Annotated in this window: 25 protein-coding genes; 2 read left to right on the top strand and 23 right to left on the bottom strand. The window is 46.6% G+C overall.

What is annotated here, in order from left to right; translation table 11 throughout:
* Positions 1–2 precede the first annotated feature (2 nt).
* Both LG211_RS09895 and LG211_RS09900 read right to left on the bottom strand, forming a co-directional pair.
* Positions 3–911: a phosphate acyltransferase gene (locus LG211_RS09895; protein ID WP_269477412.1), complete on the bottom strand. Its 909-nt coding sequence runs from the start codon at positions 909–911 to the stop codon at positions 3–5.
* Positions 912–937: 26 nt separating this feature from the next.
* Positions 938–2317, bottom strand: a complete 1380-nt coding sequence (locus LG211_RS09900) for an aldehyde dehydrogenase family protein (protein WP_148396490.1) — start codon at positions 2315–2317, stop codon at positions 938–940.
* A gap of 279 nt (positions 2318–2596) precedes the next feature.
* Here LG211_RS09900 and LG211_RS09905 point away from each other — a divergent pair, with 279 nt between their 5' ends.
* Positions 2597–3943, top strand: a complete 1347-nt coding sequence (locus LG211_RS09905; protein ID WP_148396488.1) for an MATE family efflux transporter — start codon at positions 2597–2599, stop codon at positions 3941–3943.
* Here LG211_RS09905 and LG211_RS09910 read toward each other — a convergent pair.
* Positions 3940–4851, bottom strand: a complete 912-nt coding sequence (locus tag LG211_RS09910; RefSeq protein ID WP_465250795.1) for a cation diffusion facilitator family transporter — start codon at positions 4849–4851, stop codon at positions 3940–3942. The two genes, LG211_RS09905 and LG211_RS09910, sit on opposite strands and share 4 nt — an antisense overlap.
* Before the next feature lie 146 nt (positions 4852–4997).
* On the opposite strand from LG211_RS09910, the gene LG211_RS09915 reads away from it, so the two are divergent.
* The gene (locus tag LG211_RS09915; RefSeq protein WP_148396484.1) at positions 4998–5522 is read left to right on the top strand and encodes a DUF6512 family protein; all 525 of its coding nucleotides are present in this window, start codon (positions 4998–5000) and stop codon (positions 5520–5522) included.
* 64 nt (positions 5523–5586) lie between these two features.
* Here LG211_RS09915 and LG211_RS09920 read toward each other — a convergent pair whose 3' ends face one another.
* The 20 genes from LG211_RS09920 to LG211_RS10015 form a co-directional block, all read right to left on the bottom strand.
* Positions 5587–6957 carry an FAD-dependent oxidoreductase gene (locus LG211_RS09920; RefSeq protein WP_253019882.1) on the bottom strand — a complete coding sequence of 457 codons (1371 nt, stop codon included), beginning with the start codon at positions 6955–6957 and terminating at the stop codon, positions 5587–5589.
* A 12-nt stretch (positions 6958–6969) separates the two neighbouring features.
* Positions 6970–7383 carry an RrF2 family transcriptional regulator gene (locus LG211_RS09925; protein WP_148396480.1) on the bottom strand — a complete coding sequence of 138 codons (414 nt, stop codon included), beginning with the start codon at positions 7381–7383 and terminating at the stop codon, positions 6970–6972.
* Positions 7384–7537: 154 nt separating this feature from the next.
* Entirely contained in the window at positions 7538–7759 is a 222-nt protein-coding gene (locus LG211_RS09930) for a hypothetical protein (protein ID WP_269477413.1), read from the bottom strand.
* A 10-nt stretch (positions 7760–7769) separates the two neighbouring features.
* Complete coding sequence (locus LG211_RS09935) at positions 7770–8423, bottom strand: hypothetical protein (RefSeq protein WP_148396476.1); 654 nt, start codon at positions 8421–8423, stop codon at positions 7770–7772.
* A 102-nt stretch (positions 8424–8525) separates the two neighbouring features.
* Positions 8526–9602 carry an FUSC family protein gene (locus tag LG211_RS09940; RefSeq protein ID WP_269477414.1) on the bottom strand — a complete coding sequence of 359 codons (1077 nt, stop codon included), beginning with the start codon at positions 9600–9602 and terminating at the stop codon, positions 8526–8528.
* Between the two features lie 9 nt (positions 9603–9611).
* Positions 9612–10043 (bottom strand): MarR family winged helix-turn-helix transcriptional regulator, encoded by a 432-nt coding sequence (locus LG211_RS09945; RefSeq protein ID WP_148396472.1) that lies wholly within the window; start codon positions 10041–10043, stop codon positions 9612–9614.
* A 103-nt stretch (positions 10044–10146) separates the two neighbouring features.
* On the bottom strand, positions 10147–11784 hold the full coding sequence (locus tag LG211_RS09950) for an ABC transporter ATP-binding protein (protein WP_269477415.1): 1638 nt from the start codon (positions 11782–11784) through the stop codon (positions 10147–10149).
* Between the two features lie 261 nt (positions 11785–12045).
* Entirely contained in the window at positions 12046–13080 is a 1035-nt protein-coding gene (locus tag LG211_RS09955) for an ArsR/SmtB family transcription factor (protein WP_269477416.1), read from the bottom strand.
* Entirely contained in the window at positions 13077–13748 is a 672-nt protein-coding gene (locus LG211_RS09960) for an endonuclease III domain-containing protein (RefSeq protein WP_269477417.1), read from the bottom strand. The genes LG211_RS09955 and LG211_RS09960 overlap by 4 nt, the downstream gene beginning before the upstream one ends.
* Before the next feature lie 53 nt (positions 13749–13801).
* Positions 13802–14245, bottom strand: a complete 444-nt coding sequence (locus LG211_RS09965) for a chemotaxis protein CheW (RefSeq protein WP_269477418.1) — start codon at positions 14243–14245, stop codon at positions 13802–13804.
* A complete protein-coding gene (locus tag LG211_RS09970; RefSeq protein WP_269477419.1) occupies positions 14232–16238 on the bottom strand; it encodes a chemotaxis protein CheA in 2007 nt (668 codons plus the stop codon). The genes LG211_RS09965 and LG211_RS09970 overlap by 14 nt, the downstream gene beginning before the upstream one ends.
* 12 nt (positions 16239–16250) lie before the next feature.
* On the bottom strand, positions 16251–17192 hold the full coding sequence (locus LG211_RS09975; RefSeq protein ID WP_148396461.1) for a diguanylate cyclase: 942 nt from the start codon (positions 17190–17192) through the stop codon (positions 16251–16253).
* A 21-nt stretch (positions 17193–17213) separates the two neighbouring features.
* Positions 17214–17690 carry a chemotaxis protein CheD gene (locus tag LG211_RS09980; protein ID WP_148396459.1) on the bottom strand — a complete coding sequence of 159 codons (477 nt, stop codon included), beginning with the start codon at positions 17688–17690 and terminating at the stop codon, positions 17214–17216.
* A gap of 5 nt (positions 17691–17695) precedes the next feature.
* Entirely contained in the window at positions 17696–18307 is a 612-nt protein-coding gene (locus LG211_RS09985; protein WP_148396457.1) for a chemotaxis protein CheC, read from the bottom strand.
* 21 nt (positions 18308–18328) lie between these two features.
* Positions 18329–20005, bottom strand: a complete 1677-nt coding sequence (locus LG211_RS09990; RefSeq protein ID WP_269477420.1) for a methyl-accepting chemotaxis protein — start codon at positions 20003–20005, stop codon at positions 18329–18331.
* Positions 20006–20032: 27 nt separating this feature from the next.
* Positions 20033–20392, bottom strand: coding sequence for a response regulator (locus LG211_RS09995; protein WP_148396453.1), 360 nt, complete (start codon positions 20390–20392; stop codon positions 20033–20035).
* Complete coding sequence (locus LG211_RS10000) at positions 20389–21222, bottom strand: CheR family methyltransferase (RefSeq protein ID WP_253019888.1); 834 nt, start codon at positions 21220–21222, stop codon at positions 20389–20391. The genes LG211_RS09995 and LG211_RS10000 overlap by 4 nt, the downstream gene beginning before the upstream one ends.
* Positions 21215–21535 (bottom strand): hypothetical protein, encoded by a 321-nt coding sequence (locus LG211_RS10005; RefSeq protein ID WP_253019889.1) that lies wholly within the window; start codon positions 21533–21535, stop codon positions 21215–21217. The genes LG211_RS10000 and LG211_RS10005 overlap by 8 nt, the downstream gene beginning before the upstream one ends.
* Before the next feature lie 5 nt (positions 21536–21540).
* Positions 21541–21963 (bottom strand): hypothetical protein, encoded by a 423-nt coding sequence (locus LG211_RS10010; protein ID WP_269477421.1) that lies wholly within the window; start codon positions 21961–21963, stop codon positions 21541–21543.
* Positions 21964–22025: 62 nt separating this feature from the next.
* Positions 22026–24632: an NYN domain-containing protein gene (locus LG211_RS10015; protein ID WP_269477422.1), complete on the bottom strand. Its 2607-nt coding sequence runs from the start codon at positions 24630–24632 to the stop codon at positions 22026–22028.
* Positions 24633–24678 lie beyond the last annotated feature (46 nt).

The following is a 24678-nucleotide window of genomic DNA, read 5'->3' on the forward strand; positions in this document are numbered from 1 at the left end:
TTTCAGCTAATCAGACATGCTAACATCAGAGAATTAAACTTTTCCTCAAAAGAAGAGGCTCTTGAAGTCAGTACGATGGGGCAGGATGCTCCCAAAACCAGGCCGGCCATCTTCGCTCCCGCCATTTCAACCAGGCTTTTTCCCAGAATATTTCCGGCGTGAACGTTGGGCAGCACCAAGATATCCGCATCTCCGGCACACGGACTTTCGTACCTCTTCTCTTCCGCCCGCTTCTTAACCAGCGCCAGATCCAATGAAATAGGTCCTTCTATTATGCAGCCCGTTATTTCATGCCCGCGGTTCATCTCTTTTAAGGCATTTGCATCGGTCGTTTCAAGCATTTTTGGATTTACGTGTTCGGTTGACGCCAAAATGCAAACCTTGGGCTCATCATAACCAAGTCTGTTCATCATGCAGACTGCATTTTCTATGATCCCCTTCTTCTGCTCCAGGCTGGGATATGGGAGCATGCCGCCGTCTGTCGTTAGAAGCAGTTTGTGATAGGAGGGGATTTCATTTACTGCCACGTGGCTCATCACGCCCCCTGCTGCCAGACCCTTTTCTTTATTGACGACTGCTTTCAAAAGCTCCGGCGTTTCCAAACGTCCCTTCATCAAAAAATCCACCGAACCGTTCTTAACCGCGGCTACAGCTTTACCTGCCGCATCGCCAGGGCCTTCCGCGGATATGACCTCAATTTCATCCATAGAGATGTCCTCCTGCCGTTCTTTAAGGAGATTTTGGATCTGCTCTTCATTTCCGAAAAGAACCGGTATGATCAAGCCTTCTTTCCATACCTCAAGTACTGCTTTCAGTGCATTGGGATCCTCTGCGCAGACTAGTCCAAGTTTTTTTACCGTTTCGCTTTTCTTCACGGTTGACAATATATCGTTGAAATTTCTATAAATCATCTCAGCACCTTTCCATATCTTTTCCTTTATTCCTCCCAAATCTGTTTTGGCGTGGGGATAGCCTCCTCGTCTTTGGTCCACCCGATTCTTGAAATATTGATCAAGTGCTCGAATGTGAGATTTTCCGAAATGGAGTTGTTACCCCAGGAGCCGCAGCCCAATGTGCTGGTCGGCCGAAAACCATTGGCCAGCGCGGGATTGGCCGCAAAGATGCCAGGCTGGTTCACCAGCAGACGCGATACGGGAAGCGTTGTCCCGCAGTATTCCGCATGAGCGGCATCATCCGTATGAACGACCGACGAATGTCCCGCACCCTGGTAATTCAGGTTTGTTTTTGCTATATCCACCGCTTCTTCAAAACTGTCATAAGTGATCGAAATCGCTACCGGACACATCTTTTCCCCGCACAGCGGATCCTTCTGCCCTGCATCCTTTTTATTAATTTTAAGGACTGCGATCCGCATATGTTCCGGTATTTCCAAACCGATCATGTTCCCGATTTTTTGAAGGCTCTGCCCCACGACTTTGGGATTGATATGCTTTCCATCGGGGAAGATCAGTTCTCTGAAGGCGTTGATCGTCTCTTGGTCGCTAACATAGTAAACGTTTTCCTTTTCCATGATTTGAATCAGAGATTCCTCCATCTCTTCAGGAATGATAAAGGATTGATTACATGCGCAAATCAATCCGTTATCGTACCTGCGGCCCAATACGGTTTGGCTGACAGCCTTCTCATAATCGCTATAGTTCCGGTCGAAGATGGTCTGTACATTTCCCGGTCCTACGCCAAAGGCAGGGTGCCCGCTGGAATAGGCGGACTGAACCATGGCGGAACCGCCCGTGGCAATAATGGCATTGCTGTTCTTCATAAGCTCCTGTGTCATTTCAATAGACGGCGATTCAATGCACTGCAGAAGATGGTCGGGCGCGCCTGCTTCTTTCAATGCCTCGTTTAAGATCTCGCAGGTTCTCAGGGATGTTTTTATGGCACGTGGATGGGGCGCGACTATGAGTACATTCCGTCCTTTAATCGCATAAGCTCCGTTGAACATAATTGTCACATTGGGATTGGTCGTAGGCGCTACCGAAGCTAAGATTCCTTTCGGCGATGCGACATATTTGAGCCTCAGCTCCGGATCTTCACCGATAATGCCTACCGATTTTTTATCTTTCAGATCGTACCAGATTCCGTCGGGTGCGCCTGTGTTCTTTTCTATTTTCGCCTCCAAGTCCCCAAGTCCGGTCTCTTCAATGGTAAGCTCCGCCAATTCCCTGGCATGCTCCTTGAATGCCAGGCACATGGCTTTTACATATTTATCAACGTCTTCCTGTGCGGCCGCTTCAAATTCTTTCAAAGCTGTTTTTGCATGATCGAGCAATACATCCAACCTATCTTTCTTTTCCATGAAAGCCTCCTTTTCAAATCTTAACTTGCTAAACGAAGTCGTTCAGACACATCTAACGGATTAGTTATCATAGATTTTAGCATTCTGTTTTCAGCAATCCAATGTACAAAACGATCCAAATATCAGAGCCAAGTCGTACCTTTTGTATTCATTTTTGCCTCATAGAAATAAAAGAAAATCGAAAAATCGTATATTTTGTTCAAAAGGGCTATTCGCTTTGACCTGCCGCTGAAAAGATGTTAACATTCATATAGCAGAACAAAATGAAAGGAGCTTGATATGCAAATCAATCTAACGGAAGGCAAAGTGACAAAATCAATCCTTATATTTGCCCTGCCCCTTATTCTGGGCAATCTGCTCCAGCAGCTGTACAACATCGTGGACACGCTCATCGTCGGGCGGATTCTGGGCCCGGACGCGCTGGCTGCAGTGGGTTCTTCCTTTGCGCTCATGGTCTTTCTCACGTCGATCATACTGGGTCTGTGCATGGGAAGCGGCGTGACCTTTTCCATGTGCTACGGCGCAAAAAAAGAAAATGCTTTCCGTTCCTCACTCTCCTTCTCCTTTTTTTTCATCGGACTTTTAACCATCGGCATCACTTGCGCAGTCTTTCTTTTTCTTAATCCCATTATGTCCGTGCTGCAGATTCCTGATGAAATATACGATGAAACCAAAGTTTACCTGCGAATTGTCTTTATTGGAATTCTCTTCACCTTTATTTTTAACTATTTTGCCGCTGTGCTTCGTTCCATCGGCAATTCGGTGATACCGCTTATTTTTCTCGGCGTTTCCTCACTGATGAACATTGGTCTGGACCTGCTCTTCATCCTCTGCTTTAAAATGGGGATCGCAGGCGCTGCCTGGGCTACGGTTATCGCACAGCTGGCAGCGGCAGCCGGGATCGCCCTTTACTGTTTTCTTCGCCTTCCCATCCTGCGGATTCAGAAGAAACATATGCGCCCGCCCAAATCCATCTGCTGGAGCATTATTCGTCTCTCCCTTCTGACCAGCATGCAGCAGTCCATCATGAACTTTGGGATCCTTCTGATCCAGGGCTTGGTCAACAGCTTCGGAGTGGCTGTCATGGCCGCATTCGCCGCGGCTGTAAAGATCGACGCATTCGCCTATATGCCGGTTCAGGATTTCGGCAATGCTTTTTCCACCTATATCGCGCAGAATTTCGGAGCAGAAAAAAAAGACCGTATCCGGCAGGGGATCCGGTCCGCGGTCTTGTGCGTGTTTCTTTTTTGTTTAGTTATTTCAGCGCTGGTTTGCCTATTCGCCCAGCCGCTGATGGAAATTTTCATCCGCTCCTCCGAGACGGAAATCATCGCCATCGGTGTTCAATATCTCAGGATTGAAGGCGCGTTTTATTGCGGCATCGGCATTCTCTTTCTGCTGTACGGCTTTTACCGCGGTATCGGCCGGGCAGGGATATCGGTCATTCTTACCGTCATTTCTCTGGGCACACGGGTAATCCTGGCATACGCCCTGGCACCCACCGCAGCGGGACTTTTGGGCATCTGGTGGGCAATCCCTATTGGCTGGTTTCTGGCCGATTTGGCGGGAATATGCTATTATTTGCGCTTGAAAAAACGTCAGAAGATGTCCGAGTGGATGCATTAGCGATTTGAAGCCTGGGGATTGACATGGACCATGCAGTGCTTTACCTGTGGGAACGCCTGCTCCACTGCCAGATGGACTTCTTCTGCGATGCGGTGGGCTTCCTTTAAAGATAGGTCTTCATCGACGGCAATCTCCATGTCCACATAAGAGCGGGCGCCGAACATTCTGGTCCGCATCTCATCTACTTGTTTTACCTTGGGGTTGCTCAAGGCTAGAAAAATCATGCGGTCCACAGTCTCCGAATCACAGGCTTTATCCACCATTTTATCCATAGCATCGCGAAATATATCGATGGAAGCCTTGGCGATAAAAATGCAGATGATTACACTGGCTAAAGGATCCATGATCGGCAGTCCCATACGTGCTCCCAAAATCCCAATAAAAGCTCCTACAGAAGAAAGGGCATCCGACCTGTGATGCCATGCATCTGCCATCAATGCTCCCGAATGAATCTTTTTAGCTGCTTTTCTCGTATACCAATACATTCCTTCCTTAACTACAATGGAAATGATCGCCGCGATCAAGGCCAGTTTTCCCGGTATGGCAATGGTCTGACTGCTTCCATTTAACAGTTTTTCTATAGCCGCAAATCCGATTCCAATTCCTGTTGCCAGCAAAAAAATCGCCAGCAGAATCGACGCCACACATTCCATCCGTTCGTGGCCGTATGGGTGCTCCCGGTCGGATTTTTTTCCGGAAATGGATATCCCGGCCATCACGATCAAGGTACTGAACACATCGGATGCTGAGTGAACAGCATCCGAGATCATTGCTCCTGAGCGGGCGATGAGGCCAGCGGCCAGTTTAAACGCGGACAGCAACAAATTCACCGCTATGCTGACAATCGATACCTGCATGGCGGTCTTTTTATGCCTGCTCTGCAGATCATCTTCATGCTCCTGCTTCACATACATTACCTCCCTTGCTATTACGAATACCTTCGCATTGCTTTATAGTATGTAAAAATGAATGATATGTCAATGGTTTCGCAAAGTTTACGGATCGAGTAACATTTTTCTGCCGTCTGCATAGACTATTACGGGAGGTATTTTCCATGAACACAAAGCGCTGGCATATCGCCGGAATTCTTTTTACCATTATCCTTGGAACTTTGACCCATTTTTTCTACCATTGGTCCGGGGAGAATCCTTTGATCGCTTCTTTTTCTGCGGTTAATGAAAGCACATGGGAGCATTTAAAGCTCCTGGCGACGCCTATGTTTCTTTTCGCGGTCATCGAATATTTTGCCTATGGAAACCGGCGGCGTGGATTTGTCGCAATTCGGCTGGTATCCATCCTGTTGGGAATGATCGTCATTGTCGCATCCTTTTACGGTTATACGGCCCTGCTGGGTACGAATTATCTGCCCCTGGACATCGGAACCTTTATCCTCGGAGTTCTGGCTTCATATCTGTCCAGCTACCTGTTGCTGCAAAAGGGTTGTCTTTCATCCCACCGGGCTGACTTACTGGCTGGAATTGGATCGGCACTTCTGATCGTTTGTTTTATCTTTTTTACCATTGATCCTCCGCATGTCTTTCTTTTTGAGGATCCAATCACCGGTTCCTTCGGCCTATAATCGGGACATAGAAAAGACGTGATTCGCTTCATGGGGCCGCCGAAGCAAATCACGTCTTTTTGTATTATTTAACTGCTGAGAACAGATCGTTGAGCGATTCGCTCATGGTTGGATGGGTGAAAATTTGGTTTGCCAGAACCTTGTAGGATGCTCCCAGGTCCATGGCCAGCTTGATCTGGTTGATCATCTCATGGGATTCGCTGCAAAACAGGGTCGCCCCCAGGATCTGCTCCGTATCGCCGTCTATGACTGCTTTCAGAAGGCCTGTAGGCTGCTGCAGCACCTGTGCCTTTGGAATGGCCGGGGCAGGCAGGGAAACGCTTTTAACATTCTGGTATCCCTTTTCCTTTGCTTCATCTGCTGTCAGCCCAACTCTGGAGAGGGGCGGATCGATGAAAACGCTGTAAGGAATATTTCGATTTTCCGCCGTATAACTGCCTCCGCTGAGAGCTGACTTGACAACCCGGTAATCATCTAAAGAAACATAAGTAAACTGCAGACCTCCTGCCACGTCGCCCATGGCAAAGATATGGCTCTTGCTGCTCCGCCTGTTTTCATCAGTCTTGACTGCGCCGTTTTTCAGTGTCTCTACGCCTGCCTGATCCAGTTGGAGGTCCTTTGTATTGGGCCTGCGGCCGGTCGCCACCAAAAGGGCGTCGCCTTGGACGAATGCTGCTCTGCCTCCGGCTTCATATTCCACCTTTACCATGTCCGAATCTCCCGTGATCTCTTTGGTTGCCGCACTCATGATGAAGGTGATTCCCTTCTTTTCCAGAGCGGCTTTGACCACATCTGCGATTTCCCGGTCCTCCCGGCCGATGAATAAGTCTTCCATCTGAATGACCGTTACCTTGGAGCCGAAGGATGCATAGAAAGACGCAAACTCCAGTCCGATGTAGCCGCCGCCCAGGATCACCAGATGTCTGGGCAGTTCTTTCAAGTCCAGCAGAGTCTGGCTGGTGTACGCCCGCTCTGCCTGAGCAAGACCTGGAATCGGCGGAACGAACGCCTCGGATCCAGTATTGATAAAAATTTGTTCGCCGTATAGAATCTCTTCTCCCTCCTGGGACTTGACCTTTACTTCATGGTCTGAAACAAAACTTCCCAATCCATCGTAGATATCCGCATTTTCACTGGCGTTGACCTTATCATAGTTTTTCTGACGCAGCATCTCTACCAGCCTTTGTTTCTCTTCCATCGAGGCCCGGTAGAACTCCGCCTTTTTCTCAAAGGAGTCAAAGTGAAAGGCCTCCGCCAGCTCCGCGCTGTGAACCAGCGACTTGGTGGGAATACAGCCCACATTAATACAGGTGCCTCCGTACATGTTCCTGGATTTTTCAATCAGGGCAACTCGTTTTCCCTGACCTGCCAGATCGCCGGCCAGCGTTTTTCCGCCTTTGCCGAAACCAATAATAATCGCATCATATTTTTTCATAATTCTTTCCTCTCATTCGCCAAATACCTTTCGGTCTATATCCGCAACACTGATTTCCTCCAGCCGCTTGACACATAGCTGGTTCAGTCCTTCGTAAATCTCATCCATGATTGCAGCCATACCGGAAGCAATTTGACACTTCATATCGGGATCGCCGGTTTTTTTCGATACTGAAACTGGTATTTCCTCCACTGCCCGGCATATTTTTGCCAAGGTGGCATCCGCAGCATCTCCCTGAAAATAATATCCTCCCCCGTTTCCTTCTTTTGTCCTCACCAGCTCTGCTTTTCGAAGCTTTGCCAAAATCTTTCGGATTCTGGCCGGATTGGTACAAACGTTTTCCGCTATTTTTTCGCTGCTTTGACAATCGCCTTTATGATTTAAAAACACCAGCGTATGCACGGCTATTGCAAATTCGCTCGTCACCTTTATCACCTTCTCTTTTAGTTTCCCTCTTTTGTAACTGTAATTATATTTCTTACAGTTAAGTTTGTCAAGCACTTTTCCACTTTTCTTTTTTTGAGCCCAAGAAAAAACTACCGCTGCGGCATTTATTAAACGCCGATCCGGTAGTTTTAATTCAGTCCTCCGCCCACTGGAGCAGAGTTTGTGCTTCTTCACTTGTCAGCTTCATAGCATTGCACAGCCGTTCAATTTCCGTCCTAGGCAGTACATAAGACTGATCTGTGCACAGTTTCGTAAAATCTTCTTTTTTCATACCTGTCTGGGAAAAGGTTATTTCCCCGCTGGTGATTTTTCGATCATAAATTCGAAAAAACGCGGCAGCAAAAGATTTTATCATAATACACCTCCTACAACTTTTTTAAAAAACCTCGATCAACGATTTCCTTCTTGTAATAGTACTCACCCTTTTTGTCGTAGCCCTCAGTGGTACGAACGATCAAAACCTCGCCGCTGTCCCCGTCCAGAGCAAAATGCTCTTTACTGATGGGGACGTGCCAGTAATTTTTTATCTGCTCATTCTGCTGACGGTACAATTTATCAGCGGTTTCGATACTTTCATTGAGAATTTTTTCTGCATATTTATTCGGAAACATCTTTCGAATTGAGGATGCATAAGCAAGGCTGTCTTCCGGGAACTGTATATCATTAATCCGAAGTTTCATTCCCTCCGCCTCCGCAGTTACAATGAGCGGATAGCACCCGCCGGCCACTTCATAGGCCGCATCCTTATATTTCACATAGCTTCCGGATACATCCCACATATACAGTTTGATCTGGGTATCTTCCTTTTCTGCACCGTATAGCTTTATAGAATTGATTGTTTTTACTTCTGTAAACTGATTTTCGTATCCTTCATACTGATCCATTTCATTGAGTTGGCTCACCAAACTTTTCATCTGGTCAGAGGTCAGGCGAAAATTGCCTTCCTTCTTTTCCGCACAGCCGAAACAAACCAGAGACAGCATCAGAGCAATGGTTAATACACACAAATAGTTTTTCATTCTTTTCCTTTTTCAGTTTAAATCCATAAATTGAGCGCTCACATAAACGGCGCAGTATAATCATAACTGAGAGTCAGGAAAAAGGCAACCATTTTCCTCCGATTACGTTCGATCTGCGGCAGCCTTTTCATTTGTACGCAGAAGCCCGCTTCCGCCTTCATATAATTTATGAAAACAAAAGCTATAAAGAATGCCTAAGAAGTTGTTGATCATGCGCAGTGCAATGGCACCGGCAATCCCAAAGACGCCTACGGCCATGGATAAGGCTCCAAGGCAGTTGAACACAGTCTGCCAGCCGTAAGTTCCGGAAAAACCCACAGCCAGACCGCCCAAAATACCGATATAGGTCCCCGGATCACCGGGAAGAACTTGATACAGCAAGGCGAACAGGGCACATCCTCCAACAACGCCGATCAATCTTTGCTTGATTCGAGCCGGTACAGTGGACTGCACCGGAGGGAGAAGCGACATGCAGGCAAAACCCATCCACATCATGCGGGGAATGCCCAGCAGACTTGCCAGAAGCATGCCTGTGGAGAGGCCCAGGGCCATTTTAATCTGCCACCGCATCCGTTCATCGCCTGAGAAGAAATCTCGAAGAAGTCCTCCAATGCCCCAGGAAAATTCTTTTTTTCTATGATTGATATAAAAAACAGCACTGACCAGAACCGCTCCCGCCATCAGTGCCAGAATGCGCCGAATGTACGCTTCGCCTGAAACATCATAGCCCATCAATAGCAGATATCCCAAGACGAATGTAGCATGATTGTACAGGTAAATATTATGGCAGCTCAATACTAAAATTAAAAGAAGGCTGACCAGATTAATACCAAAGGCAGCCGCCGACCCTGCAAGTCCGGCCAGATGAGGTCCTGCCGCAAGGATGGCAAACAAGATTGGAATAACAAAAAGGCCGTGTCTGGGGTTCATATCGAAATCCGCCTTTCGCATTGCCAGGATCGCAATCAGCACCACCACGCCCGGAATACTGTTTTCTTCTCCGAATAAAACAGTAAAGGATACGACCACTGTCATACAAAATAAAATACATAGGACATTCTTTACCACAAAGGCCAGCTGGTACATCCGTTTTTCTTTTTTTACTGGCGTCTCCCGCAGCAGCTGCTTGGTATCTGCTGCAGAAAGCTGCATTACATCGTAAAAATTCATCTCTTCCATCGCCCCCTCTTACTCCTGTGACGCACGATTTGCCAGATTGATCAGCTTCATCAATTCCCCAAACTGCGCTTCCCCAAGATGGCGCCAGATTTTATAGACTGGCTCTAAATAATACTGGTAAGTATTATTTAGCTCTTTTTTGCCTTCTTCCGTCAAAATTAAAAAATAGCTTCTTTTATCTTTTGGATCCTGTTCTTTATTTAGAAAACCCTTTCCGTTCAACTCTTCGATCAGCTTACTCATCATCGGTTTGGTTAATCCGGTCTGTTTGCAGAGTATGAGAGGCGTCAGAGGTTCCCTTGCCAGCGCCACTCTGGAGAGCAAATCCAGAGACTCTGCGGAAAAATGCTCGGATTGCCGTTTTCTTCTCACATTCAGCCGGGCAAAGAGGCGTATACTCTGCATTTGTTCCATCATTTCGATCCAGTCTTTTTCTGCCATAAATCCTCCAATAAACTAATATAGTTCACTTTGTGAACTATATTAGTTTATTGTTTTTTTCATCCATTGTCAAGCCTGGTAATTGAAAATCTTTCTTTTCCGATCATTCACAATCCGGTGTGCAGATCACTCCCTTATCCATATAAAAAATCCGGTCGTACTGATTTTTCAACTCGATCTGCATATGGTGCGTAATGGTAATCAGGGTCAGTTCCTTCTCTTTGAGCAGTTCCCGTTCGATGGCGCAGGCTGTTTTCTGATCCACCGCCGAGGTCCCCTCATCCAGAACCAAAATCGGCGTTTTCCGGATCAAGGCTCTTGCTACTGCAATCCGCTGCCTCTGTCCTCCTGACAGCCGGCTGCCGTTTTCACCGACCTTTGTATGTATTCCTTCCTCCATTTGACTCAAAAAACCGGCCACGCCGCTCTTTTGTAAGGCCAGACTTAGGTCTTCCTCAGAAAATTTTTCCTCCAGGCAGATATTCTGATAAATGTCTGTGTCAAAGAGATATACATTTTGATGGATCACGGCGATTTGCTGACTAAGCTCGCGCTGGTTCATTTGCCGAACTTCTTTTCCATCATAGCAGATGTGGCCTTGATACCGGTCTGAATATCCGGTCAGAAGCCGAATGACTGTTGTTTTACCACAGCCGCTATCTCCCAGCATAGCATATTTTTTGTTCGGTTCTATTTCAAGGTTGATTCCCTTGAGAATAGCGTGGTCATCCTCGTATCCGAATTTTACGCATTCAAAGGAAATACCTTTTTGAAAACGGACGGATGCTGCTGCATTTGCAACGCTGCTCTTATTCTCTTGTGTGCACAATGCTTCAACCTTATTCAGAATTGGTTTCATACCCGCCATCTTAGGAAAACTTTGCATGATTACCAGCACCGGTGTGCTGAAGGTTCCGCTCAACTGGATCAGCGCTAGCAAGGTCCCGGCTGTTATGTTTCCCCGGAGCACCATATAGGCTGCCACAAATACAACGACCACAACACTCAGCGTTGACAACATATCGGCTAAGCTCTCGTTGACTGCTACCAAACGGTCTGCACGGAACTTGGCATTCACCGTATTGCTATTTTCTTTGCGATATTTGCTTAAAATATGACCGCCTATGGAAAAACTTCTTATAACCTCATAGCCGCTGAGAAAATCCTTTGCTTTGGCAGTAAAACGAGCCAACTCTTCCGAATAAAAGTTTTGACGCTTTTGCAGAGCTTTTCCCAATAAAGCCGGAACCAAAAACATCAGCAATAGAAAACCAATTAAAATTGCGGTAATCAATGGACTGAGATAGCACAAGATTGCCAAAGTTGCTAAGAACAAGGCGATCATCTGAATCGACAACAGCAACGGTATTAGAAAATTTTCCTCAATCAGCTTTACGTCGTTAACAATCATAGACAGATAATCTGCTGAATTACACTTATAATATTCCTCCGGTCCTTTGCTCATTACGCCTCGAAAAATCCGGTCCCGCAAATCTTTGGTCACATTTCGAAGCAAAATTTTTCCGCATAGGGCCTCGACAAACCCCATCAGACACAAGGCAGCCATATAGATCGCTATACCGGCAATCATTTTTTCAAACCCTTCAAGATCGCCATTTAGGGCTACATCCAAAATCCACTGCAAAATGATCGAGACAAATGCTGCGGCAATTGCACTAACAGCCCCCATCAAGACGGCCAGCGCCAAAAATCCTTTGTTCTTTTTCAAGCATGCGTTCATAATCCCTCCAAATTCCACATCCATCAAACTTATTCGTTATTAGTAGAATATCATATTATTTTATATATATCAACTGTATTTTATAACAATCGAATATAATGAGAGCAGCATTCCGATTATTTGGATTCCAGGCTGCCAGGGAAATAAAAAAATAAGTGCAGAGGATAAAGCACTGAAAATACGCTTTATCTCTTACACTTATACGGCACTAAAAGGGTCTGGCAGCAGCTTTGCAAGTCCCTTCACTCATCATCGATTGTTTTACAGGAGCATCTGGCGCACATGATCCAGATACTCTTCCACCACTTCCTCCTGGAGATAGTAATAGACTCTTCCGTCTTTTTTCTCGATGCCTACGAAGCCGCAGGCAAAGAGCACGTTCATATGGTGGGATATGGTAGACGGCGAAAGTTTCATGGTCTCAGCAAGCTCCAAATTATATTGCCTGGATTTTTTCAGCTCGCAGAGTATATCCAGCTTGCTCCTGTCACTAAGCGCCTTCATTCTCGTGATGACCAGTTCTTTACGCTCATCCCCGCTGCTGCCTTTGGGCGTCAAAAATGACATAAACAAGCCTTGATAGCACCTTGAATAATAGATTTGCTGGGACATGCCTCCAATCAGTGTCGGATAGATGCAAGCCCCCGGAGCACAAATTTTCGCTATTTGTGAAACCTGTTTATCCGCATTATTTTCGTAGCTCCGCACAAATGGTTCCAAGGCTTTATTCATCTCCACCAAGGCTTTTTCACATGCAGGAATGTTTGTTGCAAGCAGCTCAATTAATTTTTCCATCCAATCTTTCGGGCACCGCATAAACTCCAGCAAGTGCCATTTCAAGCTTTCCTCTGCCTGCAAATCAGATAGAAACTTAATTATTTCCTTTTCTGTATCAAGCTGGGGCCAATTCCCATCCCTCAGGGAGATGGCCTGCGCTTCATTTTCCTGGAGCAAAAAACCAGTCATACTGCGAATTTCTTCATCGCTTACAGGATCAAGAGAATCCATCCACTGGGGATTTTCTGTGATCAGCACAGTAAGCAGCAGGCAAAATTCGTCGCCATGACAGAAAAAGAATTCTTGATGACTTATTTCGCAAGGGGCCATATGTTTTTTAAAAAGCCTGATATACCGCTCCATGATTTTGTAGTACTTTTTGTAGCAACGTTCAGCGTCAAATCCCAGCTCATTGAACTGCTGAATCACTGCTTCTTTTTCCATCGGCTCGGCAATGCTGTGCAAAAGCCCTATCGTTTCAAAAACCGGGTCAAATTGATACATGATTTTATAGTTCATGGATTCCTCTCCTCATGCTGTTTCTCAACTCCTATTTTTTCACACCAGGGAGTCAACGGGCATATCTTGCAATCCGCTTTCCTGGCGGAACAGATTGTCCGTCCATGTTCCACCAGCTGAAAATTAATTCGGTTCCAGTGAGTACGGGGCAAAACCGCTTCTAGCTCTTTCTCCACGGCCGCCGGAGTCTTTCCCCGCGCCCATCCCAGGCGTCTTGCGATGCGAAAGACATGGGTATCCACGGTGACACCGGGAATATGGTAAACATCCGCTAAGCAAAGCGTTGCCGTCTTGCGTCCTACTCCAGGCAGCCTGAGCAGTTCCTGAATGGATTGAGGAACTGCTCCTCCGAATTCCTCCTCCAGCCGGCGGCAGCAAGCAATAATATTCCTCCCTTTTGTTTTATGCAGCCCCACAGGACGGATGATCTCCATCACTTCTCCAACATCTGCTTTTCCCAGTTCAGCAGGAGTTCCATATGTTCCGAATAACTGGGGCAGCACCTGATTTACCTGCCGATCTGTCGTTTGGGCGCTGAGAATAATCCCAACCAGTTGCTGCCAGGGCTGCGGAAAGTCAAAGGTTTCTTTCTCACTGCCGTATCTTTCATCCAATCTGCTCAGTATTTCTGTAACATACTCCTGCCTATTCTGTTTGCTTGCTTCCATGTACTCGATCCTCCCTGCGCTTTGCTTTGGAATACGGCGTCTTAGGGATGAACTCATAGCAGTAAGAGCTGTTCCGCCGATCGCTGGACATCAATCAGCGATACCAGTTTTCCGTCATACTGATACAATTCCTTTTCTTTCCATATCCCATTTTCTTCTATCGAAAAATCGCTTTCCTGTATAGCTGCGGCAGCGCCGGCAGGAATCATATCCGGTTGTACTTCTACCCAAAGACCGAACTGATGCTGTTGATATTTCAAGATTAGAACTACGGGCTGCATGTTCTTCGCCCCGGGTTGTCCGTACTCCTTTTCCAACCTGATGATCGGCAGAGTGCTTCCTTTATAATTGCCCAGCCCCAGGAAATAATTCGGCAGAGCGGGGATCTTGGACAGCTTGATGTTGAAACAAATTTCTTCCACAGAAAAAAATTCTACCGCATAGTTCTTTTCCCTGCCTGCCAGCAGAAGCATCGCGTTTTGATTACTCGGTCCCATAGACTCCCTCCTTCTCGTATTGGGTGATCAAAAGACCGATATCCAGCGATGAACATATAACACCGTCACCCATGGTACTGCATCCGGTAATTCCTGTCCTTCTGCGATAATTCATTCCCAAAAATGGAGGCAGCGGTCTGACAACGACTCTTTTCTGCTGGAACATGGAATCGATTAAAATACACCCTTCCTTTTCCATATTTTTCACATAAACAATAATCGATGAATTGGGAACCTGACCGCCAATGCGGTAAAAAGACCGCAGATCGATCAGCGGCACCATTTGTCCTTCATAAAGAATATGAAGGCGCCCGTTTGTGTTCTGGATATAGGCTTTCTTTGAACGATAATCCATAAAGCGAAAAACATATCGGGCCGGAAGGGAAAAACGATATTCCGCCACCTGAAAGCGGACACATTCGATCGTAGCCAGCGTCAAAGGAACCGTGATCAGAAATTCACTGCCCTTTCCTGGCTGGCTATGAATACGCAGATTGCCGCCGGTCTCCTCTATGGATTTCTTTACTACATCCAGTCCCACACCTCGTCCGGAGTACGCGGTCACTTCCTCATTGGTGGTAAACCCGGGCTGCAAGAGCAGCTCACATATCTCATCGAATTGGTAAGTTTCCTTAGGTCTGTTCAATCTTCCTTGTTCCTCAGCCTTTTCCAGTACCGCTTCCTCGTCGATTCCCCTGCCGTCATCGCTGATCGTTACCAACAGTTCTCCGGACAGGCCCTCGGCTGTAAAACGGATTGTTCCTTTTCTGTTTTTGGCAGCTGCAAGGCGCTCTTCCGGTGCTTCGATGCCATGATCCACCGCATTGCGGATCAAATGGATGAGAGCTTCTGAAACGAGTTCTACCACACTTTTATCCGCTTCAATGTTCGCACATTCCACCACCAGATCAATTTCTTTCTGCTGTTGCTTGCTAATGTCCCTCAAGATACGCCTCAGTTTGGGGACGACCTTTTCCACAGGAACCATCCGCGTTTCCATAACGGTTCGTTCCACTTCATAAATCAGCCGATTGAGTTGGTAAGCAGCTCCTTGGCTCAGATCATGCAGTCCCAGATTATTGAGACTGTTGTCCAGGCTCTGTATTTGGATGATCATTTCTCCTGCCAAGTTCTGCAGTTTATCCAGCCGATCGGAACGCACACTGAGAAACTCGTTATCTCTGCTCTGCTGCGGAGCTGTGTATTTTATCTCCTCTTTTTTGTCCTCCGCCGCGGGGGCCTTCTGCTTTTCAGAAAGCACCTCGCATTTTTTTACAAATAATCCCTTTGAAAGAGTCTCAACCACTTCCTTTTCATGTTCAGTTTCAAAACGGATAAAAACACCATGTTTATTAATATATTCTTCGACATCGGCACCTTTATCCAAATCGGTCGGGTAGGTTTCCACGCAGGAACAAAGTCCGCTGATCTGGCGTACCAACATATACGCCCTCACATTTTCCATACGGCAGTTTTCTTCAAAAACGACCCTGGCGACATGACCGCTTTTTTCTCTCAATCCCCCGGGGATTCGTTCTTCGCTCTGTTCCTCTGAACACGCTTCGTCATCCTCTTGACCGCCAGCCAGCTTTTTTAGATACGCGTCTGCCTGCATTTCGATGTCCTTGGTACTTTCTGGCCTGTAATCCTCCCGCGCCATTTTTTCTAACTCTTCTTCCACATGATCAAGAGCGGCCAGAAGCAGGTCGAATAACTCCGGCTCTGGCTGCTGCAGTATCCCCTTTTGATCCCTATAATACGCAAAAAGGTCTTCCAGCTTATGTGCCATGGAAGACATTTCTGCAAGCCCCATCATCGCGGAGGAGCTTTTTATCGTATGCATGACCCGAAAGATACTATGAATATCTTCCTGAGTAAAGGCATTGTTTTTTTCCGCGTCAAGGAGCACCGAGCTCAGCTGTCCAGTAAGCTGCCGGGTTTCCAGCAGATAAACTTCCAGCATTTCTTCCGCATCCGAATCAAAATAACCCATCTTCCACTCCATTTATTCTTCGCATCCGTACCAGATACTGCGATTCTTCCCTGACCGCTTTCCCTGATAAAGGGCTTTATCAGCACAGTTGATACTCTCCTCGATTCCTTCCTTTTCCTTGTATGCATGCAGCCCCAGGGTTATGGTACAGGAAAATTCACCGTCATCGTGGAAAATTCTGAAATTCTCGACTTCCCTGCGTATTGCTTCGCTGACTTGATAAGCCTCTTGTGTTGTTACATTGAAGAGAACGATTAAAAATTCCTCTCCGCCCCAGCGAACAACTTTGTGTCCACGGCAATTTGCTTCCAGTATATTGGCAATGCAGACAAGCGCCATATCACCGGCATCATGGCCGTAGGTATCGTTTATGACCTTAAAGTCGTCGATGTCTGCCAGGATCAGCACGTTTTTTCGTTCTCCGCTTTCCTTTCGATGTATATCCTCCATCAAATCGCCAACCACATATCTTCGATTATAAAGGCCAGTGAGGCCGTCACGGAAAGCCATGTAATTGAGCTTTTCCATGTTTGACTTCAACTCTTTATTCTGCCGGTTCAGTTCATCCTTTTGTATTTTCATTTTCAGATGTGCACAGACTCTCGAACGGAGCTCAGCCTGGACAAAGGGTTTCTTTATGTAATCGCAGGCCCCAAGAGAAAATCCTCTGACCACATCGTCGTCCTTATCCTTCGATGTGAGGAATATGATCATCGCATCGTTTTGGTCTGCTTCTTTTAGTTTTTCAATCAGCTCATAGCCGTCCGCATCCGGCAAGACCACATCCAGCAGGATTAAATCAGGCTGGTATTGCTGAATTAATTCCACGGCTTGCTGGCCGTCATGGGCTTCACAGACAAAAACCGGCTTTTCCTTCAGCGCCGCCTGGACCTGTTTGCAAATTAGAATACTGTCGTCTACCACCAAGACGATCTGATTTGTTTCGTTATCCATATACTTTCCTCCGCCTTTATTTCACAATATCTTCAGCGGATGTTTGACTGTCTTGACTTCCAGCCTGCCGTCCTGTGCACAAAAAGATATTGTTCTTCCATAATTCTCGCCTGTATCTTCACCTGCTATTCGAATCCCCGCGTTGGCAAGGGCCTTTTTAACAGCTTGAATATTCCGTGCGCCAATCTCCCACTCCCAGCCTACTGCAGAAAACATCTTTGCTCCGCCTGCGATCTTGGCAATCAGCTGGGTTTCTGCGGCGCCATGTTTTTTCATTTCCCGTATCAGCTCGAATACGCCTTCATCTGCGAACTTGTACGGGTTTTGCCGGTTGCGCGATTCCAGTTTGCCGGGTAATATGATATGTGCCATGCCTGCTATCTGGTTAAGTCTGTCATACAGGCATACACCTATACAAGAACCCAGCGCATAAGATACCAGCCACTGATTTTTCTCTGCAATCTTACCTTCCGCCAGCCCTACGATAATCCGTTCCATGTTCATCACTCCCTGACGCTGGAAAGCATTGCTTCAAGGGATTCTTGCTCAGGCAGAAACAAAATACGGCCCATAAAGGATTGATTGCCCATGCGGAATTTATTTTCGATCAGCAGGATCTGTTCGCTGACCTTTAGAAATCGGGATAAGGGCACGCTCAGGATGGCGCCGCCCATGTCAATGCACATTTCCGGAACCGTCACATCCATATCCATATCCAGTAGTTGGGAAAGCGCACGTATGTATGATCCGCACATTATGTTCCCCAATTCACAGATCAAAGAACGGTCCATTTCATCCAAATCTGTCAGCTTGCGATTTTCCCCGCCCAGGACAGCTCGCAAGATGCTCTGAGTGAAGGTTTCGCTGAGCAGAAATAGGAACGTGCCCTTTAATTTGCCCGCTACTTGTACCATAATACCAGTTTGAAGCTCTTCGGCTTCTCCTAAGATACGATAGATATCCTGATATTTTACAATTTCTACTTTCGGTAATTCAATCTCCAGCGAATGTCCTGTCATCTGCGATAACGAGGTGACGGCATTTCCTGTCCCTACATTTCCAAGTTCCGAAAGGATATCGATTGAAATTTGATCCAGCGGTGTATAATTGTTCATTCTTTCTCCTTAATCGGCCTTTTAAACTTCGAATTTTTCTACCAGTTCTTTTAAGATTTGGGCTTGAGCAGACAGTTCCTCACTGGCCGCCGCACTTTCCTCTGCTGTAGCGGAATTACCTTGAACAATCTCTGAAATTCGTTCCACGCTCTGCCGAATCTGCATAACCGCATCGGCCTGCTGAACAGATACCTGGGAAATCGAATCGACCATCTGATTGACTTCTTTTGCTCTTTGTACAGATTCCTGCATCTTTTGGGCTGCCATATCCACAGCACCAATACTGCTGTTCACGGCTTCTGTATTCTTTTTGATCATTTCTGCGGTCAATTTGGAAGCCTCCGATGACTTGGCCGCTAATCTGCGGACTTCATCCGCAACCACAGAAAAACCTCTGCCTGCATCGCCCGCCCTGGCTGCTTCCACAGAAGCATTTAAAGCGAGTATATTCGTTTGGAAGGCAATTTCGTCGATTTCCTCAACGATCTGATTGATTTCACTGGAATTGAGCTCCATCTGTCTCATAGAATCCGTCAGCAGATTCATTTGCTCATTGCTTTCACTGATACTGCTTCCCACTGCATCCGCTACCCGGCTGGATTTCACTGCGCTGTCGGCGTTGGCCTGCACACTGTCGGCAATTTCGTTAATGCTGCTGGCCAGTTCCTCAATGGAACTTGCCTGTTCGGACGCTCCTTGGGCTAGTGCCTGAGCTCCGCCCGATACCTGTTCGGCCCCGCCTGATACTTGTTCGGCGCTGGCTCCGATCTGCTGTATCGAATTTTTTAAGAGTCCATTAATCTCTCTGAGAACTTGACCGAGAGCGATAAAATCTCCTTTAAATTCTATGTCCGTCTGGTAATTTAATTTTCCGTTTCCAAGAGCTGTCAAATTCTTTTTAATCTCAGAAACATATAGATTCAATGCTGCCGAAGTCTCTCGAATATCATCGGCCAGCTGACCCATTTCGTCATTGGACGTATAGGCGAGATTAATGTTCAAGCGTCCGCCGGCAATCTCGTTGGCCGCCCTTTTCACTTCATTCACCGGCTGAACGATGCTCCTTGTAATGGTAACTCCAATTATTACTGTAAATACTAGAATAATCAGAGAGATCAAAAGAATCAAAATTACAATCCTTTTATCCGAGCTTTGTCCTTTGTCCATACTGTCCTCAGCATCTTTGATGGAAAGCTGTACGACTTCCGCCAGAGTATTCCTAATCTTCTCTGCCTGCGGCGAAAACTCCTTTATATATGCCTGAAGCGCTTCATTTTCTTTTCCCGCATTCAGTAAGGCAAGTACCTGGTCTCTGCTTACTACATATTCTGAAAATTGTTCTTTCAATTCCTTGGCCTTATCTTCCCCGCTCACATATCCAGATGTCAATTCTTCAATCTTAGTGTTTACTGATTGCGCCAACTGTTCGGCATTCTCCAAATAGGCCGCCTCATCAACCTGATTATCCGTTGCCGTCAGCACAGCCAGAATTCTGCCCACCGCCTGCATATCGGAGATAGCCAGCAGGGAAGACTGGACATTGGCGAAGGGTTCTTTGTACAACGTGTCGACTCGGTCAGACATACTTTTGATATTAATGAGCGCGATGGCTACCGTAGTAATATACAAAAGAACAATGATCGCAAAAGTAAGGATCAGCTTTCTTCCAATCTTTAAATTTTTAAAATACTCTCTCATATGATCGTTCCTTTTCCTGCGGGACTCTTACTGCATATAGTTAGTTATGACTCTTATCAATTCTTCACTTTTAAATGGCTTTACAATGAAATCTGCCGCACCTGTTTCAATGGCCTGCCGAATCATCATCTCCTGCCCCACTGCAGAACACATAACTACCTTTGCCTCAGGATTCATACGGATGATTTCTTCCAGTACCTGCAGTCCTGATTTTCCCGGCATGGTAATATCTAAGAGGGTCAAGTCGGGACTTTCAGCTTCAAAAAACTCCAGTGCCCGATCACCATCCTCAGCTTCAATGATCTCGGTATAGCCGCAGTCTTCCAGATTTTTTCGTATGACTTTTCTCATAAACATTGCATCATCCACGATCATAATTTTTTTCATAAATTCTCCTTATCTTCCCGCTCTTTTTTCAAGTATACCGCCGGATGCATCGATTCCAGACAGGTCTCATCTCTGGCAAGCAGCTCCGCATGTCCAATCAGCAGGTAACCGCCCGCATTCAAGCTGTTTTCCAGTTTCCGGACCAGTTTTTTTCTCGATGTTCGATCAAAATAAATCATCACATTCCGGCATAGAATCAAATCATATTTTTCTGCTGCTGAAGGTTCCATCAGGTTTTGTCTTTTGAAGCGGATATACTCTTTCAATTTTTCATCGATTTGAAAGTTTTTATGATCCGCCTCCACATGACAATATCGGGGCCGCAGACTTTGAGGAATGCTATCAATCTCACGAATGGGATAGACGCCCCTTTGTGCCCGGCTTATCACGTCTTCCGATATGTCCGTACCCAGTATGCGGACAAGAGAACACGTTCCAGATTGGAGCATGTATTCCTGCAAGGTCATGGCCAGTGTGTAACATTCTTCTCCGGTGGAACATCCCGCACACCAGATATTCAGAGGTCCGTACCGTTTTTGTTGAAACAGTTTTGGAAAGATTTCACTGGTGAGGATTTGAAAATGACTAACCTCTCTGAAAAAATAAGTATAATTGGTAGTCAGACGGTTAATCAGTTCAGCCGCTATCTTTTCAGTCCTATCTTTTTTCAGCAGCTCCATATAGCTGCCGAAGGAGGATAGGCCTTGTTTTTCCAAAGTTTTGGACATTCTACATTCGATCAAAATCTTCTTTTTTTCGAGATTGATACCATAATGCATGCGCATGTATTCAACAATATCAGTAAATTCATTTTCTTTCAGCCTAATCACTATTTATCTCCCATACTCCCGGCATTACAAGCGAAAGATCGTCAGGCTCCATACTCTCCTGTGAAGGATAATCGGCTATGATGCCAGTCAAGCTTTCACCGCCTGTTTTTACAATAATACCGCACATTCTTTCAGTTCTGCAGACTCCCAGTTGATGATAGACCACTAGCTGTCCGTTGTAAAGGGAAATTCCTCCAATTTTTTCATCTGCGGCCGGCACCCTTTGTATCTGCGGCTCTGAAAGGATCGCCGCAACTTTTTCTTTTTCAATATACAGGGTCTTGTTTTTACCCACTGCCGTGATAAATTTCATATGCTTTATTCCTCTGACGCCGCCCATTCGTTTGCGGCCATTTGATACAGGATTTGTGGATTGAGTAGATAGGCCAATTCTTGTCCACCCCCGTCACCTTGCTCCAGGGGGACTGCATCCGACAAATATCGGTTGCCGCTGTTTCGCACACAGTCAGGCAATCTGATCCGCATCCGTTCTGTAACCGTATATAAGCCGCCTATTTTTTGTACGGCCAGATCAAAGGCTTTGCCTTCATGGGAAAGGGATAGGATATATGCGCTTTTGCTTGTTTCTTCCTGTACCCGAACCAGCCGGGCCAGATCGATCATGGGAAGGTCCTCTCTCTGTCCGTGATTACCTTTGATATTGTCAATCCAAAAAACAGGAATGAGAAAAGGAAGCCCTTCTGAAAATATTATAATATATAATTCGTCCAGTGTTTCCATCCTTTTTCCACCTTTCTTGTAAAATCCTGTTACATCCATAATACTCGGTTTCGACTAAAAACTCAAGATCCGTTTTGACCCATATATTCACTGCGAATTCGTTGGTTAACTGCTTCAATTTCTTCTTTCAATCCTCTGGCCGAAATCCGCATCGCTCCCTCTCCCCATATGATCATCTGTACCATATTGTCCGAAGTAGCGACTGTCACATCGTAGGTTCTGCCAATCTGATTTACGGTCCGCTCGATATATTGGTCAGCGGATTCGGCTTCTTTTGTGTAAATCACATAAATACCACCGTGTTTTTCAACAGAACCCTTTCCCCCTTCTACCTTATAGGCATCAAAGACCACAATCAGGGTGCCGCCTTGATACCCCTGATAATTACATAAAATTTCGATCAGCCTGTCCCTGGCGCTGTCCAGATTCACTTGGGCCAGCTCTTTCAACTCTTCCCAGGCAAAAATGATATTATATCCGTCAACTAGCAGAAACCGCTGTCTCTGTTCGTCTGTTTCCGTCTCCCCACGACGCTTTTTAACCGCTGTCAAGGATTTTTCCGCCGGATCAAGGGGGCTTTGAAAACGCGCTCTTTCCCGCTTTGATTCTCCGTAAGTACGAGTAAAGATTTCCTCCAGCTCCTGATCGCTGGCGACTCTTTGTCCTCTCTGGGGGAGGGGCGCACGGACCCTCGAAGCCTTCCTGATTTCCGGACGCCATCCGCTGTCGACATGCATATACGTTTCAACCTGATCCCAGCTGACTGTAAATCCTGCTCCGTGGGCACAAAAGACCGATCCGGTTGGATTCTGCGCATCCCGTTCCGAATCGTAACCTCTGACTTCTATGACTTCCCGCTCATTGCGGCACGTCCCATAACCTTTAAAGGCGCACGCCAGCCTCCCTCTGCCTTTGGTATATGTGAGCACATCGTTTTGGTATTGGGCCATGGATGCTGCTGGTGCGGTTCCGATAATTACTGCCGTATCTCCCTGTGTTTCCGGCGGAGAAAAACTTCCCTCCATTCTCTGAATATCGGCCATCGCCCTTCCAACCATCTCCTGGGGAACCTCTAGACAAAACTCATACCATGGTTCCAAAAGAATACTTTTTGCCTTTTTTAAACCCTGTCGCACCGCGCGATAAGCCGCCTGCCTGAAATCGCCGCCTTCCGTATGTTTTAGATGGCCTTTGCCGGCAATCAGTGTAATCTTCATATCTGTGATTTCCGAACCTGTAAGAACGCCTAAATGCGGCTTTTCTTCCAAATGTGCAAGAATCAGACGCTGCCAGCTGCGGTCCAATTGTTCTTCACTGCAATCTGCGGCAAAAACAAGGCCGCTGCCCCGCTTGCCCGGCTCCAACAACAGGTGCACCTCCGCATAATGGCGAAGGGGTTCGAAATGGCCTACACCTTCCACCGGCTCTACGATTGTTTCCTTATATACGATACTGCCTGGACCGAATTCCACTTCGATTCCAAAGCGGTCCAATATTTGTTTTTGCAGAACCTCCATCGCCACTTTCCCCATCAACTGTGCGTGGATTTCACCCGACCACTCGTCCCAGACAACTCGCAGCAAAGGGTCTTCTTCCTCCAACTGACGCAGGTTTGCCAGCATCGTATGGGTATCACAGTTTTCCGGAAGCAGGATCCGATATGTCAACACCGGCTCCAAAACAGGAGCAAGAGCAGAATCTTCCGTCCCCAGGCCTTCACCGGCACATGTGTTTTCCAGGCCCGTGACTGCACAGATCGTACCGGCGTCCGCCTGTTTTTCCAGTTTAAACTGACTTCCGGAATAAAGACGAATTTGATCTATCTTATCCTCCCATCCATTCCGGCCCTTCAGTATATCTTTCACCCGCAGCGTTCCTCCTAGGATTTTCATATGGGTCAGCCGGCGTCCGGCTGAGTCTCTAGAAATCTTATATACCCTGGCTGCGAATTCATCCGCATAGGTTTGGGGGCGGCAATAGATTTCCAGTCCGTCCAGGAACGCCTCTACTCCTTCCATCTTCAGCGCCGATCCAAAATAGCACGGGAACACTTGCCTGTTTTGAACCGCTTCTGCGATATGACTGCGAGACATGGAGCCGGCCTGCAGATACGTCTCCATTAGCGGCTCACAGCACATGGCCAGTTCTTCAAAAAACAGGGTCTCGTCAGCTGCGGCAAAATCGATACATCCATCGTTAAGCCGCTTCTTCACTTCATCCATCAGTCTTCCTGGGTCAGTTCCCGGCTGATCCATTTTATTAATAAAGAGAAACACCGGAATCCCATAGTGTTCCAGCAGTTTCCACAAAGTCAGCGTATGGTTTTGGACGCCGTCAGCCCCATTGATAACCAGGATCGCATAGTCAAGCACTTGCAGCGTTCGCTCCATTTCAGCAGAAAAGTCCACATGTCCCGGCGTATCCATCAAAGTAATCTGCTTGTCGCCCAGCACAAACCGCGCCTGCTTGGAAAAGATTGTGATCCCCCTTTTTTTCTCCAGCTGGTCCGTATCTAAATAAGCGTCCCCATGATCCACTCTCCCCAGTTTCCTCAGGTTTCCGCTGCTATAAAGTATTGCTTCTGATAACGTTGTTTTTCCTGCATCTACATGGGCAAGTATGCCGATGCAGATTCGTTTTTGAGGGTTTTTCTCTAAAGTATCACCCATTATCGTTCCCCTTCTTTATTCTTCTTGTTCTGTAAAGCATGTACTC

This window comes from Hominibacterium faecale, assembly GCF_020734085.1.
GTDB classification, from domain to species: domain Bacteria; phylum Bacillota; class Clostridia; order Peptostreptococcales; family Anaerovoracaceae; genus Hominibacterium; species Hominibacterium faecale.